Annotated in this window: 10 protein-coding genes; 5 read left to right on the forward strand and 5 right to left on the reverse strand. The window is 60.7% G+C overall.

Translation table 11 applies throughout. From position 1 onward, the window contains the following. Window positions 1–165: 165 nt before the first annotated feature. From EC919_RS20155 to EC919_RS20165, 3 genes are read left to right on the forward strand one after another with little or no spacing between them, the layout of a single operon-like run. The gene (locus tag EC919_RS20155; RefSeq protein ID WP_133776120.1) at window positions 166–1,515 is read left to right on the forward strand and encodes a TolC family outer membrane protein; all 1,350 of its coding nucleotides are present in this window, start codon (window positions 166–168) and stop codon (window positions 1,513–1,515) included. Window positions 1,516–1,564: 49 nt separating this feature from the next. Next, on the forward strand, window positions 1,565–3,718 hold the full coding sequence (locus EC919_RS20160; RefSeq protein WP_133776121.1) for a type I secretion system permease/ATPase: 2,154 nt from the start codon (window positions 1,565–1,567) through the stop codon (window positions 3,716–3,718). Continuing rightward, on the forward strand, window positions 3,708–5,081 hold the full coding sequence (locus EC919_RS20165; protein WP_133776122.1) for an HlyD family type I secretion periplasmic adaptor subunit: 1,374 nt from the start codon (window positions 3,708–3,710) through the stop codon (window positions 5,079–5,081). The genes EC919_RS20160 and EC919_RS20165 overlap by 11 nt, the downstream gene beginning before the upstream one ends. Window positions 5,082–5,316: 235 nt before the next feature. Here the strand turns inward: EC919_RS20165 and EC919_RS20170 are convergent, their stop codons facing one another. From EC919_RS20170 to EC919_RS20180, 3 genes are all read right to left on the reverse strand, one after another. Then, the gene (locus EC919_RS20170; protein ID WP_133776123.1) at window positions 5,317–5,634 is read right to left on the reverse strand and encodes a DUF2845 domain-containing protein; all 318 of its coding nucleotides are present in this window, start codon (window positions 5,632–5,634) and stop codon (window positions 5,317–5,319) included. Next, entirely contained in the window at window positions 5,634–8,606 is a 2,973-nt protein-coding gene (locus EC919_RS20175; RefSeq protein ID WP_133776124.1) for a DUF748 domain-containing protein, read from the reverse strand. The genes EC919_RS20170 and EC919_RS20175 overlap by 1 nt, the downstream gene beginning before the upstream one ends. 111 nt (window positions 8,607–8,717) lie before the next feature. Beyond that, window positions 8,718–9,734, reverse strand: a complete 1,017-nt coding sequence (locus tag EC919_RS20180) for a class I SAM-dependent rRNA methyltransferase (RefSeq protein WP_133776125.1) — start codon at window positions 9,732–9,734, stop codon at window positions 8,718–8,720. A gap of 707 nt (window positions 9,735–10,441) precedes the next feature. Here EC919_RS20180 and mgtA point away from each other — a divergent pair. Continuing rightward, on the forward strand, window positions 10,442–13,177 hold the full coding sequence (mgtA, locus tag EC919_RS20185; RefSeq protein WP_133776126.1) for a magnesium-translocating P-type ATPase: 2,736 nt from the start codon (window positions 10,442–10,444) through the stop codon (window positions 13,175–13,177). A 266-nt stretch (window positions 13,178–13,443) separates the two neighbouring features. On the opposite strand, the gene EC919_RS20190 is transcribed toward mgtA, so the two are convergent. After that, window positions 13,444–14,622 carry an acetyl-CoA C-acetyltransferase gene (locus tag EC919_RS20190; RefSeq protein WP_133776127.1) on the reverse strand — a complete coding sequence of 393 codons (1,179 nt, stop codon included), beginning with the start codon at window positions 14,620–14,622 and terminating at the stop codon, window positions 13,444–13,446. A gap of 301 nt (window positions 14,623–14,923) precedes the next feature. Here EC919_RS20190 and EC919_RS20195 point away from each other — a divergent pair, with 301 nt between their 5' ends. Continuing rightward, complete coding sequence (locus EC919_RS20195) at window positions 14,924–15,493, forward strand: hypothetical protein (RefSeq protein WP_133776128.1); 570 nt, start codon at window positions 14,924–14,926, stop codon at window positions 15,491–15,493. 71 nt (window positions 15,494–15,564) lie between these two features. On the opposite strand, the gene pgi is transcribed toward EC919_RS20195, so the two are convergent. Further along, window positions 15,565–17,229: a glucose-6-phosphate isomerase gene (pgi, locus tag EC919_RS20200; RefSeq protein ID WP_133776129.1), complete on the reverse strand. Its 1,665-nt coding sequence runs from the start codon at window positions 17,227–17,229 to the stop codon at window positions 15,565–15,567. Window positions 17,230–17,502 lie beyond the last annotated feature (273 nt).

Genomic DNA, 17,502 nt, shown 5'->3' on the forward strand with positions numbered 1-17,502 from the left:
TTCCGTAATGTCACATTGATATTTGATGAGATCGCGGATTTCTGCAGTGTGATCGCAAGCGCCCTTCAGAACACTCTCGAAACGCTCACTTTCAATGGCCATTTTTACGATGCGGCAGTGTGTATTGCTGCATTTTGAACAAGTACGTTCTCGGGAATCACCAAAATGCGTAAGCACCTTTACACTGCTGTACCCCTTATCCTTTGTGCCGGCTTCGTCCAGGCCCAGACGCTGCAGTCCGCCATGCAAAAAGCCATGGACGAGCATCCCGAGGTGCAGGCCGGCATCAATGCCCGTATCGCCCAGGACTACGCACTACGTGCTGCAAAAGGCGGCTACCTGCCGCGTGTCGACGTCACGGCGGGCTACGGCCGGGCCGGTTCCGATACGCCAAGCACTCGTGCCTCGACCGGCCGTCACGATTACCAGACGCTGGACCGCGGCGAGTCAGCAATCCGTCTTCAGCAAATGCTGTTTGACGGCTATGCAACAAGTAACGAAGTTGCGCGTCAACAAGCCACCGCCAATTCCCGGGCCTACTCGCTGTTAAATACAACCGAACGTACCGCTTTGACTGTTGCACAGGTCTATCTGGATGTTCTTACTCAACGTGAAATGGTTCGGCTGGCCGAAGAAAACCTGAAGAGTCACGAACGTATTTACGACCAAATCAAACTGCGCACTTCCCGCGGTGTAGGTCGTATGGCCGATATGGACCAGGCCGATGCCCGTCTGGCACAGGCTCGTAACAACCTGATCACCGAACAAACCAACCTGGCCGACGCCCAAACCAATTACTTGAGCGCCGTTGGTCTGGAAGCTGATCAACTTGAAGCACCGTCGCCGTTCGCGATGATGCCTGCCGATCTCAACGAAGCCCGCCGCCAGATGCTGGAGAACAGCCCGGTGCTGCGCTCGGCCGAAGCCGACATCGTGGCTGCTGAAAAGCAGTACACCTCCGCGCAGTCCAATTACTACCCGCGTTTCGATGCAGAACTGGGCCGTAATGCCGATAACAACATTGGCGGCGACGAAGGCCACAACAATGGCTGGGAAGCCATGGTGCGCATGCGCTTTAACCTGTACGCCGGTGGTAGCAACAAGGCTGACTTGCAATCCAAGTCGTACCTGTCGAGCCAGGCACTGGATATCCGCAACAACGCGCTGCGTCAGTTGAACGAAGAACTGGGCCTGGCCTGGAACGCCTACAACAACGCCAACGCCCAAGTGCCGATCGCTCAGCAGTACGTCGAGCGAGCCAACAGCGTGCGTACCTCGTACCAGCAGCAATTCAGCCTGGGAGAGCGTACCCTGCTCGACCTTCTCGACAGCGAGAACGAGTTGTTCACCGCGCAACAGCGTCTGGTGCAACTGAAAAACCTGCAGACGTACACCCAATACCGCATCAAGGCGGACATGGGCACATTGCTAAAAAGCCAGGGCGTTGTGGCCCCGATGGCATCGGTTGTGCAGAACGATGTGAAACCGACAGTTCAGCTGCCGGGCATGAACTGATTCTTGACGGAGTCAGCTTCTTTTAACCGTTAAGAAAGAGAGTGTCAGCGTGGACTTGGAATTACCTTCAGCTCAATTAGGTCATGATCCACGCAGCCAGCACGACGATCCGCTACTCGACGGGCTGTTGACACTCTGTGCCCTGCATCACAAGCCGGCGAGCCGGGCCATGCTGACCACCGGTCTGCCATTGCCCGATCAACGCCTGAGCCCGGATTTGCTGCCCCGCGCCGCAGCCCGGGCGGGCTTGCAGGGGCGTTTGCTGCAACGCAAACTCACTCAGATTCCCGAGATCGCATTGCCCGCCTTGCTGTTGCTGAAGGACGGGCGCTCTGCCGTTCTGCTCGGTTGGGAGGGCGAATCGGCTCGCCTGCTGATCAGCGAAAGCAACGGCGGCGAAGTGCTGATCGAAACCGAAGCGCTGGCGCAGGACTACAGCGGTCGAGTGTTTTTCGCACAGCCGCAACATAAATTTGACGTGACCCAGGGCTCGCTCATTCCCCGCGCTCGCTCCTGGTTCAAGGACACCCTCAAGCTGTCTCGCTGGCTTTACGTCGACGCGATCGCTGCCAGCTTCGTGATCAACCTGATCGCGCTCGCTACCCCTCTTTTCGTGATGAACGTCTACGACCGTGTCGTGCCCAACCAGGCCACCGCAACCTTGTGGGTGCTGGCGACCGGTATCTGTGGCGCGTTCCTGTTTGACCTCTTGCTCAAGGGCCTGCGCAGTCTATGCCTGGACCTGGCCGGCAAGAAAACCGACCTGATCATTTCCGCCACGCTGTTCGAACGTATCGTCGGCATGGCAATGAAGTTTCGCCCGGCGCGGGTCGGCAGCTACGCCCAGAATATCCATGAGTTCCAGGGCATGCGTGACTTCCTCACGTCGCTGACCCTTACCAGCCTTATCGACCTGCCGTTCACCCTGATCATCCTGTTGGTGATCGCGCTGCTGGGCGGGCATCTGGTGTGGATTCCGATCATTGCCTTCCCGCTGGCGCTGGGTATCGGCCACTTCCTGCAAAAACCGCTGACCTCCACCCTTGAGCGCACCATGGCGCTGGGTGCCGAGCGTCAGTCGAGCCTGATCGAAACCCTCGCCGGCCTCGACGCGGTGAAGGTCAACAACGCCGAAAGCGAGCGCCAGTACCAGTGGGAACACACCATCGGCACGCTCAGCCGCCTGGAATTACGCGTCAAAGTGCTTTCCGGTCTGGCCATGAACATCACCCTGCTGATCCAGCAACTGGCGGGCGTGGCGATGATCTGTTTCGGCGTCTACATGATCATGGACGGCGTACTCAGCATGGGCGGCCTGGTGGCGTGCTACATGCTCAGCGGTCGCGCCCTTGGCCCATTGGCGCAACTGTCCGGCCTGCTGACCCGTTATCAGCAAGCGAAAGTGACCATGGTCTCGGTCGATCAGATGATGGAGCTGCCGCAGGAACGCAACTTCGACGAGCGCCCGCTCAGCCGTCAGGTCCTGCAAGGCGCCATGGAATTCCGCAACCTTGAGTTCACGTACCCGAATCAGCAGAACCTGGCGCTGCGCAACATCAATCTGGTGATCCGCCCCGGCGAGAAGGTCGGCATCATCGGCCGTAGCGGTTCGGGAAAAAGCTCCCTGGCCAAACTGCTGGTGGGTTTGTATCAGCCGGATGAAGGCTCGCTGCTGGTCGATGGCGTCGACATTCGTCAGATCGACGTCAGCGAAGTGCGCCATAACATCGGCTACGTCGCTCAGGACATACAACTCTTGTCGGGCACGCTGCGCGACAACCTGATTTCCGGCGCGCGTTACGTGGACGACGAGATGGTGCTGCAGGCCGCTGAACTGGCGGGCGTGCATGAATTTGCCAGTCTTCATCCCCAAGGCTACGAGCTGCAAGTAGGCGAGCGCGGGCAGAACCTGTCCGGCGGTCAGCGGCAGAACGTTGCCCTGGCGCGGGCCTTGTTGCTCGATCCTCCGATCCTGTTGCTCGACGAACCCACCAGCGCCATGGACAACACCGGCGAAGAACGTTTGAAGCAGCGCCTGTTTGGCGTTATCGAGAAAAAGACCGTGATTCTTGTGACACACCGAGCTTCGTTGCTCAGCCTGGTTGATCGCCTGGTGGTCATCGACCGCGGCCAGATCGTGGCCGACGGCCCGAAAGCCGCCGTTATGGAAGCGTTGAAGAAGGGGCAGATCAGTGTTGCTTAAGTCAGGTCAAAACTCCGGTGGCGGCATCTTCGGCTACTTCAAGGGCTCGCCTTCGCTGGAAGGCCAGGCACTGCCGGAAGTCAAAAAGGCGTTGGTGGACGACGCTCCGCGCATCGTGCGGCTGACCATCTGGGCCGTGATCCTGTTCTTCGTCTTTCTGCTGGTCTGGGCTAACTATGCCGTGATCGATGAAGTGACAAAGGGCGAGGGCAAGGCCATTCCGTCGACCAAGATCCAGAAAATCCAGAACCTGGAAGGCGGCATCGTCGCCCAGATCTACGCCCATGACGGCCAGATCGTCGACGCCGGCGCCCCGCTGATTCGCCTCGATGACACCCGCTTTGCGTCCAATGTGGGCGAAACCGAGGCTGATCGTCTGGCCATGCAGCTGCGCGTTGAGCGTCTGAGCGCCGAGGTCGATGATCGTCCCCTGAATATCAGCGCCGAAGCGCGCAAGCTGGTGCCAAATCAGGCGTCCAACGAAGAGTCGCTGTACAAGAGCCGTCGTCAGCAACTGGTCGATGAGATCGGTGGTTTGCAGCAGCAGTTGATTCAGCGTCAGCAGGAATTGCGCGAGTTTGGCTCCAAGCAGGAGCAGTACCGCAGCAGCCTGGGCCTGTTGCGCCAGGAGATCGGCATGTCCGAGCCGTTGGTGTCCCAAGGCGCCGTCTCGCCGGTGGACATCCTGCGACTGAAACGCTCCGAGGTGGAAACCCGTGGTCAGCTGGACGGCACCACGCTGGCGATCCCTCGCGCCCAAGCGGCGATTGCCGAAGTGCAGCGCAAGATCGATGAAACCCGTGGCAAATTCCGCAGCGACGCGCTGACGCAACTGAATGAAGCGCGCACCAACCTTTCGAAAGCGCAGTCGACGGCCAAAGGCCTTGAAGACCGCGTAAACCGGACGATGGTGACATCGCCGGTGCGTGGCGTGGTCAAGCAGATGCTGGTCAACACCGTAGGTGGCGTGATTCAGCCGGGCAGCGACATCGCGGAAGTTGTGCCGCTGGATGACACGCTGTTGGTCGAAGCGCGCATTCGTCCACAAGACATTGCCTTCCTGCACCCGGGTCAGGAAGCGATGATCAAGTTCACAGCGTACGACTACACGATCTACGGCGGGCTGAAAGGGAAGCTGGAACAGATCGGCGCCGACACCATTCAGGACGAAGAGAAGAAGAACACCTTCTACGTGATCAAACTGCGCACTGACCGCAGCCACCTCGGCACCGATGAGCACCCGCTGCTGATCATCCCCGGCATGGTCGCCTCGGTGGACATCATCACCGGCAAGAAAACCATCCTGAGCTATCTGCTCAAACCCGTGCTAAAAGCCCGCGCCGAGGCACTGCACGAGCGTTGATGGTTGAGGGCGCTGCACTTTGTGGGACCGGCTCAGCCGGGAAACGGCCAGCTTGATCGCCGTTTTCACGGCCGACGATGGATCTTCGCCGAGCAACGATCTGTAGGAGCCGGCTTGCTGGCGAAGGCATTCACCCAGGCCCTGCAGCAGTGACTGACCCACCCGGTTCGCCAGCAAGCCGGCTCCTACAGGGCTTGCATCGCGCGGTCCCACTGAAGAGCAGCCGAATGCGCTATCAATTCCCGCGTTTGCTATCAATCCTCACCAAACGCCCGCCTTCGAATCTCAGGAACTGATACATCCCGTTACTCGGGCCGTAGACCCATTCCTGGACCTGCACCTGATCCACCTGGCGGTAGTCGTTGACGGTTTCCTTGTAGCCGATGATGTCCTGGCTGACCGGCTGGCCGCATTTCTGCTGCACTTCAAACATCCGGTCACCTTCGCTTATCAACTGGCTGCCACAGCGCAGCGTACCCGCCTGAGCTACGTCAATCAGCGCGGTTAAACCAAGAGCCAACGCCATCCTCGTTATCGCATTCGTCAAAATCATTACTCGCTGTCGAGGTGCAGGGGGCTGATGACGCGGCCGTCTTTTTCCGGCTGGCCGAGGGTGGTGTCGATGAAATACACCCGCTCGTCTGCCAGCTGGCCCTTGTCGACCAGATAGTCCTTGATGCTTCCGGCCCGGGCCTGACCGAGCTGACGCAACAGCAGCGCGCTTGAACTCCAGGATTTGAGCACCGCCTCGCGCAGCTTGTTCTGACGCTCTTCCTTGCCCAGATTCACCCACTCGGCCGGCGGTTGCTGTTTCAGGCGCGTGCGATAAATGCCGTCAAGCATCGGCGCCTTCTCATCCGCAGGTACCGTCAAATCGCTCGGCTGCGCAGGCACCTTGTCGCCGCGGCGCTGAAGAATCTTGTAGTACGTGCTCTGGTATTCGCGCTCAAGCCGTTGCTGGGCAATCAACGGCCCGTCGCTCGCTTCAGCGCTGGTGCCTTCAATCTCCAGACGCAACGCCGGCCGCGCTTTCAAGCCTGCCGCCAGCTTGTCCAGCGACGCCATCGCTTCAGGGCTCAACTCATCAGCCCCCGGCGCGAAGGCCACCGTGCCCAAATCCTCCGATCCGCCACCGCCGCTGATCAATCCGCCAATGAATTTGAACGGCGCCGCCGCAGCCTTCACCACCAGATTGCGCAGGGTCTGCCAGACAATCGGCATCACGCTGAACTGCGGGTTGTTGAGATCGCCTGTCACGGGCAGCTCGATGGAAATCTTGCCATCGGTGTCCTTGAGCAGGGCAATCGCCAGTTTCAGCGGCAGATTCACCGCGTCCGGGCTGTCGACCTTTTCACCCAATTGCAGCTGCTCGACCACCACCTTGTTCTCGGCTTTCAGCTGGCCTTTGGTGATCAGGTAATGCAGGTCCAGATTCAAACGCCCCTTGCGAATGCGATAACCGGCGAACTTGCCGGAGTAGGGCGTCAACGTGGTCAGTTCCACACGCTTGAAGCTGGTCGCGATGTCCAGACTCGCCATCGGGTTGAACGGGTTCAGCGCGCCCTTGATGGTCACCGGCGCATAGCGATCAACCTTGCCGTTGATGTTTACCGTCGCGGGTTTGTCCTGGCGGTTATCCAGCGTGCCGATCTTGCCGTTGAGTTGCTGAACGGCCGTGGCGAAGTTCGGCGTGAGGCTGAAGTCCGCGAAGTTGGCCGAGCCGTTGGTGATGTTGACCTCGCCAATGCGAATGCCCATCGGCTTTTCGCTGCTGGCGGGAGCCTTGGCTTTCGGCGCGGCAGGCGCCTGATCTGCAGGCTGGGGAATCAGCAGGTCGTCGATATTGGTCGAGCGGTCGTCAGCGATCACGAAACGCGCATAGGGCTGATCGACATTGATCGAGGCGATCGTCAGGCTGTCGCCCAACTGGAAATTCAATCCGTCGACATTCAGCCGCTGCCACTTCACGAAGTCCCGCGACTTGAGCGTGTCCAGAGTGTGCAGCTGGTCAACCTGCGCCTTGCCGGTAATGCCCAGCGCTAAAGGCTCGGTGCTTTTCAGGTCCACCGCCAGATCGCTGTTGAGCATGCCGCTGCGCACTTCCAGACGAATAAACGGCGTGACGTAGGACTGAGCGACCCGCAGGTCGATGTCGCGCGTGGTGACATTCAAATTGGCGCGAACGGGCGCCAGATTCACCTCGCCATCGGCGGTCAGCTTGCCTTGCTTGCTCACGCCGGTGTCGAGCTTGAGTTTGAAGGGCGACTTGTTCAGGCTGTCGAAGCCGGTCAGGTCCAGGTTCAGCGGGCCGACATCAATCGCGACAGGCTCTTTTGGCACCTTGTCGGCAAGATGAATCCGGTAATCGCGCAGCTGCGTGTCGCGCAGCAACACCTGCCACGGTTTGCTCGGCGCTGTTGGTTTTGCGCTAGCGGTGGTTTCAGTGCCGGTGGCGGTGGCGGGCTGCTGTTTTTCAGCCTCGACTTTCTTGGACTGGGCTTGGGTTTGGGCTTTGGACGGCTGGCTGGCGAACAGCTTCTGCCAGTCCAGCTCGCCGTCCGACTCCCGCGTCGCCCAGGTTTCCAGCCCTTCGCTGCGTATCTTGCCGACGCTCACCAACTGCTTGGCCAGATCGATCGACGTCTCGCTCACGCTCAGTTTCTTCAGGCGGGCGAGCGGTCTGCCGTCCGGGGCATCGATCGCGAAGGGCGCAACGCTCAGGGACGTGTTGTCCAGCAGCAGCTCGGTTTCCTTGGCCAGACTGAGTTTGTAATGGGTGTTGAAATTGAGCACGCCGTCTTTGAGTACCAGCGGCAACGCGTCACGAACGTAAGGCCACCAGACCTCCATCTTGCCGTCGGTGACTTTTAGCGTGCCTTCGGACGAGATAGGCACCAGGCTGATACGCCCGACCCAGTCGATCTGACCGCCGTTAGGTCCGGCGGCGACCAGGGTCATGTCGGCGTTGTCTTCCGGCAGTGTGCTGAGGTTTTTCAGCTCGAAATTCAGCGCGTCGTAGAGAAACTCGATGGGCTCGCTGGGGCGCATGTCCTGGAAATGCACGTAACCGTCCGCCAGCTTGATCTCGCCGATACGCAGCGGAAACGGCTTGCTTGGGGGTTCGTCAGGTTTAGCAGGTTCGCTGGCGGGCAGCTTGAACAGTCCGGCCAGATTGAGCGTGCCGTCTTTGGCAAACAGCAACTCGGTCTTGGGTTTATCGAGTTCGACGGCCTTGAGGTGCAGGGCCTTGGTCCACAGGCTGTCGATTTGCAGGTTGGCGTAAAGCCGTGCGAAACCGATTTGTTCCTTGCCCGGCGCTCCGATGTTCAGGCCCCAGAGGGTGACTTCAAGGCTGTAGGGATTGAGTTCGAGACGGTCCAGTCTGGCCGGCATCGTGGCGTAATTCGCCAACTGTTGATTGATGATTCGCAGTGCCACGCCTGGCAGGATCAGAAACCCCAGCACGCTGTAGATGGCGAATACGGCCAGCAGGGCGCCGATGGCGCGTTTCAATCCTTTGGGCATGTAGGTCGCCGACTCTCTCGATGGGAGGTCCTTGGAGTATGGCACGCCAATCTGGTTCCGAATCCAGTCGCTTCAATCCTTGTGGGAAATTTCGTCAGGCCTGCTCGAGCATCACAGCTGCAAGATCAAGGTCTTGAGCGGGGGCTGTTGGTCCTGTGACGGAAAGTCGGCGCCCGGGGTCAGCACCTGACAGTCGAGCACGGGCCGGCCGATCTTGCTCGCGCAACGCAACACTTGCTCGCGCCAGTCGTCCAGGCTGACCTTCGCCAGATTGTTGCAGCAGATCAGCACACCGTCTTCGGCGGTGGTCAGCAGCGCGGGTTTGAGCAGGCTCTGATAATCACGCAGCAGATCGACGGTGCCGAAGGCGCTCTTGGCCCAGGCCGGCGGATCCAGCAGGACCAGGTCGTATTGGCGTTGCTCAAGGCGCACGTAATTCGGCAGTTTGTGGCCCCGACGGGAAGCAATGGGCAGCCCGGCCAGTTGGCGAATGGCCGGGAAGTAGTCGGACTGAACGAATTGCATGGTCGGCAGCTGCGGATTGAGCAGGCCGTTCTCGCGCCCGACGGCCAGATTGCCCTCGGCGAAATCCAGGTTGCACACCTCACGCGCGCCACCTGCCGCCGCGCTCAGGCCGACGCCGCAGGTGTAGGCGAACAAATTGAGCACGCTCTTGCCGGCGGCCTGTTGCTTGACCCAGCCGCGCGCGTTGCGCAGGTCGAGAAACAGCAGCGGATCCTGCCCGGCATGACGACCGCGCACCCGGTAATTGAGGCCCCATTCATGGCCGACCAGATCGGCCAGCGCATCATCGTCGGCTTTATAGATCGGGTCTGTCCGGTCAACCCGCGAGTTGCCTTGGGAGCGGTCGTTGTAGACCAGCATCAGTTCCAGGCCGAGCCGCGCATTAACGGCGGCATGCAGCGCCAGCAGCGAGTCGAGATCCAGGCTGTTGTGGAAACTCTGCACCAGCAGTTGCGGGCCGTAGCGGTCAACGGTCAGCCCGCTCGCGCCTTCCTGGCTGCCGTGGAACAGGCGATAACAATCGGTGCCTTGTGCGTGCAGTTCCGCCAGCAGGGATTGACGATTATCGAGGGCGACGCTGAGCGCCTGATTCAACGAAGACATGCTCGGCCTTGGGGCAGGAATGAGGGCGTGCGAGTTTATCAGCAAGGTCAATGCCGGTGTTGCGACCGGTTCGCCAGCAAGCCGGCTCCTACGGTTTTTTGGACCACCACAATCACCCATCCGGCGCAAACCCTGTAGGAGCGCGCTTGCCCGCGAAAGCGTCAATTCAGGCACCTCACTTGCCGGCTGACCCACCGCGTTCGCGGGCAAGCGCGCTCCTACAACGGGCGTCATCCGCCGATTCCTGAACCTTCCCTGAAGACATCCGCATTAACCCCCACACCCTCAGTACTGGCGATTTACTCTCATACAACCCGGGCGTATGCTTCGCCCGTTTTCAACCAATGCGGAGACCCACAGTGGGTACTTGTTCGAGTGACAGACGTCAGCCGGTGATGACGACCGGCCAATCCGCGGCACGATAACGCGCAGTCTTTTCACTGCCGCTATCTCGCCGACAACGTGAGAAGCGGCAGTGCCAGCGGACTCTGATCAGAGCCCGCTCCCTGTCCTTTCCCTGACGCCCAATCCTGCGTGATGACCGACGCGTCTGTCGTTCGTCTGCGTATCGGACGCGCGCGGCTTTTTGCTGCGCGGGCCAGCTGCGGTGGCCGCTCATGAACGAGCGCGGCCCCCGAGGTCGGCCGTACCTGCTCAAGGTTCCTGTGCTTTCAGCTCCAGCAGCCTTCAGTCCAGGGGACATAACCATGAAGTACACCCTCCTGAAAGAATTCCTCGCAGACTTTGTCCGCACCCGCAAACTCGGCCGGCACTTCCGCCGGCTGGCGACGCTCGACAGCGTGACCGACGCCACCGTCAGCCGCGAAGTGCCGCCCACCCTCGCGCAAACCCTGACCCGGGGCGCCAGCAGCGATGTGCCTGAATTGCTCGCACGCCTGAGCAGTCACGCCGACGGTCTCACCGAAACCGAAGCGCAAAGCCTGCGCGAGCAGCACGGCCTCAACGAAGTCGAGCACGAACAGCCGCTGCCGTGGTGGGTACACCTGTGGCACTGCTACAAAAACCCGTTCAACCTGCTGCTGACCCTGCTGGCGTTCATCTCGTGGCTGACCGAAGACATGAAAGCCGCCACGGTGATTTTCTCCATGGTCGTGCTCTCCACGCTGCTGCGCTTCTGGCAGGAGGCGCGCTCCAATCAGGCCGCCGACGCGCTCAAGGCGATGGTCAGCAACACCGCGACCGTCATGCGCCGCGCCGACAGCGCGTTCGACGCCTCCGATAACGCAAAGCAAAAACGCATTGAGCTGCCGATCAAGCAACTGGTGCCGGGCGACCTGATCGTGCTGTCTGCCGGCGACATGATCCCTGCGGACTGCCGCGTGCTCAGCGCCAAGGACCTGTTCGTCAGCCAGGCCGCGATGACCGGCGAATCCATGCCGGTGGAGAAATTCGCGCGGCGTCAGGACGTTGAAACAGGCAACCCGCTGGACCTGGAAAACATTCTGTTCATGGGCACCAACGTGGTCTCCGGCGCTGCGACGGGGGTCATTCTGGCCACCGGCAACCACACCTATTTCGGCGCGCTGGCGCAACGGGTCAGCGCCACCGACCGCGCACCGACCTCGTTTCAGGCCGGGGTCAATAAAGTCAGCTGGCTGCTGATCCGCTTCATGTTCGTGATGGCGCCGCTGGTGCTGTTCATCAACGGCTTCACCAAGGGCGACTGGATGGAAGCGCTGCTGTTCGCGCTGTCCATTGCTGTCGGGCTGACGCCGGAAATGCTGCCGATGATCGTCACCTCGACGCTGGCCAAGGGCGCGGTGTTTCTGTCGCGCAAGAAAGTCATCGTCAAACGTCTCGACGCCATCCAGAACTTCGGCGCCATGGACGTGCTGTGCACCGACAAGACTGGCACGCTGACCCAGGACAAGATTTTTCTCGCACGCCATGTGGATGTCTGGGGCGATGAGTCCGACGACGTTCTGGAAATGGCCTACCTCAACAGCTACTACCAGACCGGCCTGAAAAACCTGCTGGATGTCGCGGTGCTGGAGCACGTCGAGATTCACCGCGAGCTGCAAGTCGGCACTGCGTTCAGCAAGGTCGATGAGGTCCCGTTCGATTTCAATCGCCGGCGCATGTCGGTGGTGGTGCAACAGCTGCGCGAGCCCCATCTGCTGATCTGCAAAGGCGCGCTGGAAGAAGTGCTGAGCGTGTGCAACCGCGTGCGCCACGGCGATGCCGAAGAAGCGCTGACCCCTGAACTGCTCGAGCGCATTCTGAGCGTCACCGCCGCGTTCAACGAAGAAGGGCTGCGCGTAGTGGCGGTGGCCGCGCGTCCTATGGAGGCAGGTCGCGACACGTATGGTCTGGCTGACGAAAGCGACCTGACCCTGATCGGTTATGTGGCGTTTCTCGATCCACCGAAGGAAAGCACGGCGCCGGCGCTTAAAGCGCTGGCCGAGCATGGCGTGGCGGTGAAAGTGCTGACCGGCGACAACGAGCGCGTCACCGCGAAGATCTGCCGCGAAGTCGGGCTGGAGCGCCAAGGCCTGCTGCTGGGCGGTGACATCGAACGGATGAGCGATGCCGAACTGGCGGTCGCGGTCGAGACCACCAACGTCTTCGCCAAGCTGACGCCTTCCCACAAGGAACGCATCGTTCGGCTGCTCAAGGCCAACGGGCACGTGGTGGGTTTCATGGGCGACGGCATCAACGACGCGCCTGCGCTGCGCACGGCGGACATCGGTATTTCCGTGGACACCGCAGTGGACATCGCCAAGGAAGCGGCCGACATCATTCTGCTGGAGAAGAGCCTGATGGTGCTGGAGGAGGGCGTGCTGGAAGGGCGCCGGACCTTCGCCAACATGCTCAAGTACATCAAGATGACGGCCAGCTCGAACTTCGGCAACGTGTTCTCGGTGCTGGTCGCCAGTGCGTTCATCCCGTTTCTGCCGATGCTGCCGATGCACCTGCTGGTGCAGAACCTGCTGTACGACATTTCCCAGATCGCCATCCCGTTCGATAACGTCGATGAGGAACTGCTGAAAAAACCCCAGCGCTGGCAGCCTGCGGATGTGGGACGCTTCATGCTGTTTTTCGGGCCGATCAGCTCGATCTTCGACATCACCACGTTCGCGGTCATGTGGTACGTGTTCGGCGCCAACACGCCTGAGCATCAGACCCTGTTTCAGTCCGGCTGGTTTGTCGTGGGCCTGCTGACGCAGACGCTGATCGTGCACATGATCCGCACGCCGAAAATCCCGTTCCTGCAAAGCCGTGCGGCGATGCCGTTGATGGTGATGACCGGGGTGATCATGGCCGTGGGCATTTTCCTGCCGATGGGCCCGCTGGCGCACTACTTCAAGTTGCAGGCACTGCCACCGCTGTACTTCGCCATCCTGCCGCTGATCCTGATCGCGTACGTGGCGCTGACCCAGGCGGTGAAAGGGTTCTATGTTCGCAAGTTTGGCTGGCAGTGAGGCGCCGGTTCTTCTGAGTTGATCGTGCCCACGCTCCGCGTGGGCATGCATCCCTTGACGCTCCGCGTCACCCGTGCCGGAAGGGGGAGCGTGCGGGGCGGCATTCCCACGCGGAGCGCGGGAACGATCAACACGAATTGCTTTTGATTCTGGCCGAAGGCCGTAGGAGCGCGCTTGCCCGCGGATGCTCTGGGTCAGACACCGAAGATATGTCTGATTCACCGGCCTCTTCGCGGGCAAGCGCGCTCCTACAAGAGCCTTTGCTTCTAGCGGGCCAACGCCAGCGCCACGCCTTGTCCGCCACCAATGCACAGCGTCGCCAGGCCTTTTTTCGCGTCGCGCTTCATCATTTCGTGCAGCAGGGTCACCAGCACGCGGCAGCCCGACGCGCCGATCGGGTGGCCGATGGCGATGGCGCCGCCGTTGACGTTGACCTTGTTCATGTCCCAGCCCAGCTCCTTCCCTACCGACAATGACTGCGCGGCGAAGGCTTCATTGGCTTCGATCAGATCCAACTCATCCAGCGACCAACCCGCCTTGTCCAGGCAGCGGCGGGTGGCGCTCACCGGGCCGATGCCCATGATCGCCGGGTCAACGCCAGCATTCGCGTAAGCGGCAATCCGCGCCAGCACCGGCAAACCCAGCTCCTCTGCCTTTCGGGCACTCATCAGAATGACCGCTGCCGCACCGTCGTTCAGCGACGACGCATTGCCTGCCGTGACCGAGCCGTCCTTTTTGAACGCCGGTTTGAGCTTGCCCAGGGATTCAGCGGTGGTGCCTGCGCGGGGTTGCTCGTCGGTGGCGAAGGACAGCGGATCGCCTTTGCGCTGAGGGATCAGGATCGGGGTGATTTCATCCACGAAGCGCCCGGCTTCAATGGCGGCAGTCGCTTTCTGTTGCGACGCCGCAGCAAATGCATCCTGCGCCTCACGGCTGATGTCGTATTGATCGGCCAGGTTCTCGGCAGTGATGCCCATGTGGTAATCGTTGAACGCATCCCAGAGACCGTCGCTGATCATCGTGTCGACCATCGTCGCGTGGCCCATGCGCAGACCGGTCCGCGCACCCGGCATCACATAGTTGGACAGGCTCATGTTTTCCTGGCCCCCGGCGATGATCACTTCCGCGTCGCCGCAGCGAATCGCCTGCGTCCCCAGATGCAGCGCCTTGAGCCCCGAACCGCAGACCTTGTTCAGCGTCATGGCCGGCACCGTGAACGGCAAACCCGCCTTGATCGCGGCCTGACGTGCAGGATTCTGCCCGGCCCCCGCCGTCAGCACCTGGCCCATGATCACCTCATCGACCTGCGCACCGTCCAGACCGGTCTGCGCCAGCAGCTGACGGATGACGGCAGCACCGAGATCCACCGCAGGAATATTCGCCAGCGAACCCTGGAAACCGCCCACAGCCGTGCGGGTAGCGGCAACGATTACGACGTCTTGCATGTGCGAATCCTCAAAGGTGTACGACGCGGCGCCGCCCGGGCGTGAAGATGTGAAGCAAACAGCGCGGGCAGCTGGATCAAGGGAGAGCATGGTTGCATGAATGACGATGGTAATTTAAGCCCTTTGTCGCTTGGTTGTGTGGTGACTGATCAGACGGAGCCCCGAGCTTTCTCCTTCGGAAATGTATGACAGGAAGTGTCTCTGATTCCCACCCGAGTTCCGGATCGGGCTGATGTCCGGCACCTGTGAACCCAGTGACAATCGCCGGCCATCCCAGCTGTCATGCTTCAGGAGCCCCCTTTTGTCCAACGATAACCATGGCACTCAAAGCGGCGACCACAGCCTGAACGTCGGCGTCGGCGACTTTCGTGGCGCCAACGTGAACATCAGTCACAACGAGCGCCCGACATTTACACCCGAGCAATTGCACATTCAGCGCCATCCGGCGTTTGGCGGGCGCAGCGTCGACAGCCATAACGTGTCGGTCTTCTGCTACATCACCGGCCTTGCCAGCCTGCTCGGGCTGTACTTCACCGTGTTCCAGCCGCCCCTTGGTGGCCAGAGCTCATGGTCAACGTTGTTCATGTTTTCCTTCATCGTCGCGGTCATCTCCGTTGGGATGTCAGCCGTCCTCCGTCGACGCAAGTTCGAGCATTTCTTCGGCTCCCGGCACTACCTTGAAATCAGCCAGACCGGACGGCTGCGGGTGAATCGCCTCACCGCGCAGTGCCCCTGGTGTGGGTCCCTGATGCACCTGCGCCGCGTTGGTCCCAAGGAAGGCCCGCGTGACAATCAGTTCATCTGCATGCGCAATCCGGCGCAGCACACCGTTCAACTCGACCCGACGGTGCTTCCTGACATCGAAGACTGAGAAGCTCAAACGCACAAAACCCGCTGCCTCTTGCGAGACAGCGGGTTTCGAGGGTGTTACAGGACGGCAGTTCAGCCGCGGTGACGACCGCGGAAGTAGTTGATCAGGCCCTGGGTCGACGCGTCTTCAGCGACCGTTTCGTCGGTGCCGACAAGGCGGCTGTAAACGCCTTTGCCCAGCTCCTTGCCCAGTTCAACACCCCACTGGTCGAAGGCGTTAGTGCCCCAGACCACGCTTTGCACGAACACTTTGTGCTCGTACATGGCGACCAGTGCGCCCAAGCGGCGAGGGCTGATGCGCTCGACGACAATGGTGTTGCTCGGACGGTTGCCCGGAATGACCTTGTGCGGCGCGACACGCTGCACTTCTTCTTCCGGTACGCCCTTGGCGCGCAGTTCGGCTTCGGCTTCGGGGCGGGTTTTACCCTGCATCAAGGCCTGGCTCTGGGACAGGCAGTTGGCGTACAGCCACTGATGGTGGTCAGACACCGGGTTGAAGCTGACGATCGGCACAATGAAGTCGGCCGGGATCATTTGTGTGCCCTGGTGCAGCAGCTGGTGGTAAGCATGCTGACCGTTCGCGCCGACCCCACCCCAGATGACTGGGCCCGTGTCGGTCTTGACCGGCACGCCGTCCTGGCGAACGCTCTTGCCGTTTGATTCCATGTCCAACTGTTGCAGGTGCTTGGTGATGTTGCGCAGGTAATGGTCGTACGGCAGGATCGCGTGACTTTGCGCGCCCCAGAAGTTGCCATACCAGATACCCAGCAAGCCCAGCAGCACCGGCATGTTCTCTTCGAACTCGGCGTTCTGGAAGTGCTGGTCCATGGTGTAGGCGCCGGACAACAGTTCCTTGAAGTTGGACATGCCGATCGCCAGCGCAATAGGCAGACCGATGGCCGACCACAGCGAGTAACGACCACCGACCCAGTCCCACATCGGGAAGATGTTCTCTTCACGAATGCCGAACGCAACGGCCGCGGCGTTGTTACTCGATACCGCGATGAAGTGGCGATACAACTCGGCTTCGGACCCGCCCTGAGCGAGGTACCAGGCGCGGGCAGCGGTGGCGTTCTTCAGGGTTTCGAGGGTGGTGAAGGTTTTGGACGAAACGATGAACAGCGTGGTTTCGGCGCGCAGCTTCTGAGTCAGCTCGTGCAACTCGGTGCCGTCGATGTTCGCCAGGTAGTGGCAGCGAACGCCTTTCTGCGCGTAGGACAACAGCGCCTCGGACACCAGCTCCGGGCCCAGGAACGAGCCGCCGATGCCGATATTGACCACGTCGGTGATCGGCTTTTCGGTGTAGCCGCGCCACAGACCATCGTGGATGCGGCCGACCAGATCAGTGATCTGGTTCAGCACCTTGTGCACTTCCGGCATCACATTGACGCCGTTGACCAGCAGCTTGTCGCCAACCGGACGACGCAGCGCGGTGTGCAGCGCAGGACGGCCTTCCGAAGCGTTGACCAGTTCGCCGTCGTACTGCGCCTTGATGGCGTCTTTCAGGCCGACTTCGTTGGCCAGATTCACCAGCAACTGACGGGTCTCGGCAGTGATGAGGTTCTTCGAGTAGTCGAGAAACAGGCCGGCACTGCTGAGCGTGAATTCGTCGAAACGCTTGGGGTCTGCGTTGAATGCTTCGCGCATGCTGAAATGCTGCATCGCTTCGCGGTGATCTTTGAGCGCCTGCCAGGCGGGCAGGGTAGTGACGTCATGAGGAGTGCGGTAGTACGCCATCGCTGCGGGTTTCCTTGTACTTGAACTGCCTTTTGGACACTGAAAAGCAGGATTGGACATGAATTCGTGGGTGCGTCAGAGACTAGTCCCCGGCAACGCCGATGTCTGCGCCTTGCTTTACCTTTGCTCGGTACTTTTTCTCACAGAGTAAAGTTGCTGGTCTGACACGAACTGTATCGGTATGGCATTCCGGGTGCGGCTAAGTTCATCGCCAGCGCCCTACGAGGGCCGAGGCCTGCGCTTTACACTCGGTTTAGCGCACTGAGCATAGGC

The organism is Pseudomonas graminis (genome assembly GCF_004364335.1).
In the GTDB taxonomy this organism is placed as follows: domain Bacteria; phylum Pseudomonadota; class Gammaproteobacteria; order Pseudomonadales; family Pseudomonadaceae; genus Aquipseudomonas; species Aquipseudomonas graminis_D.

Excerpts from the sequence above, each read along its gene's own strand:
- EC919_RS20190 (WP_133776127.1), bottom strand. The coding sequence starts at position 14,622 with ATGCAAGACGTCGTAATCGTTGCCGCTACCCGCACGGCTGTGGGCGGT.
- EC919_RS20175 (WP_133776124.1), bottom strand. The coding sequence starts at position 8,606 with ATGCCCAAAGGATTGAAACGCGCCATCGGCGCCCTGCTGGCCGTATTC.
- EC919_RS20170 (WP_133776123.1), bottom strand. The coding sequence starts at position 5,634 with ATGATTTTGACGAATGCGATAACGAGGATGGCGTTGGCTCTTGGTTTA.
- EC919_RS20180 (WP_133776125.1), bottom strand. The coding sequence starts at position 9,734 with ATGTCTTCGTTGAATCAGGCGCTCAGCGTCGCCCTCGATAATCGTCAA.
- pgi (WP_133776129.1), bottom strand. The coding sequence starts at position 17,229 with ATGGCGTACTACCGCACTCCTCATGACGTCACTACCCTGCCCGCCTGG.
- mgtA (WP_133776126.1), top strand. The coding sequence starts at position 10,442 with ATGAAGTACACCCTCCTGAAAGAATTCCTCGCAGACTTTGTCCGCACC.
- EC919_RS20155 (WP_133776120.1), top strand. The coding sequence starts at position 166 with ATGCGTAAGCACCTTTACACTGCTGTACCCCTTATCCTTTGTGCCGGC.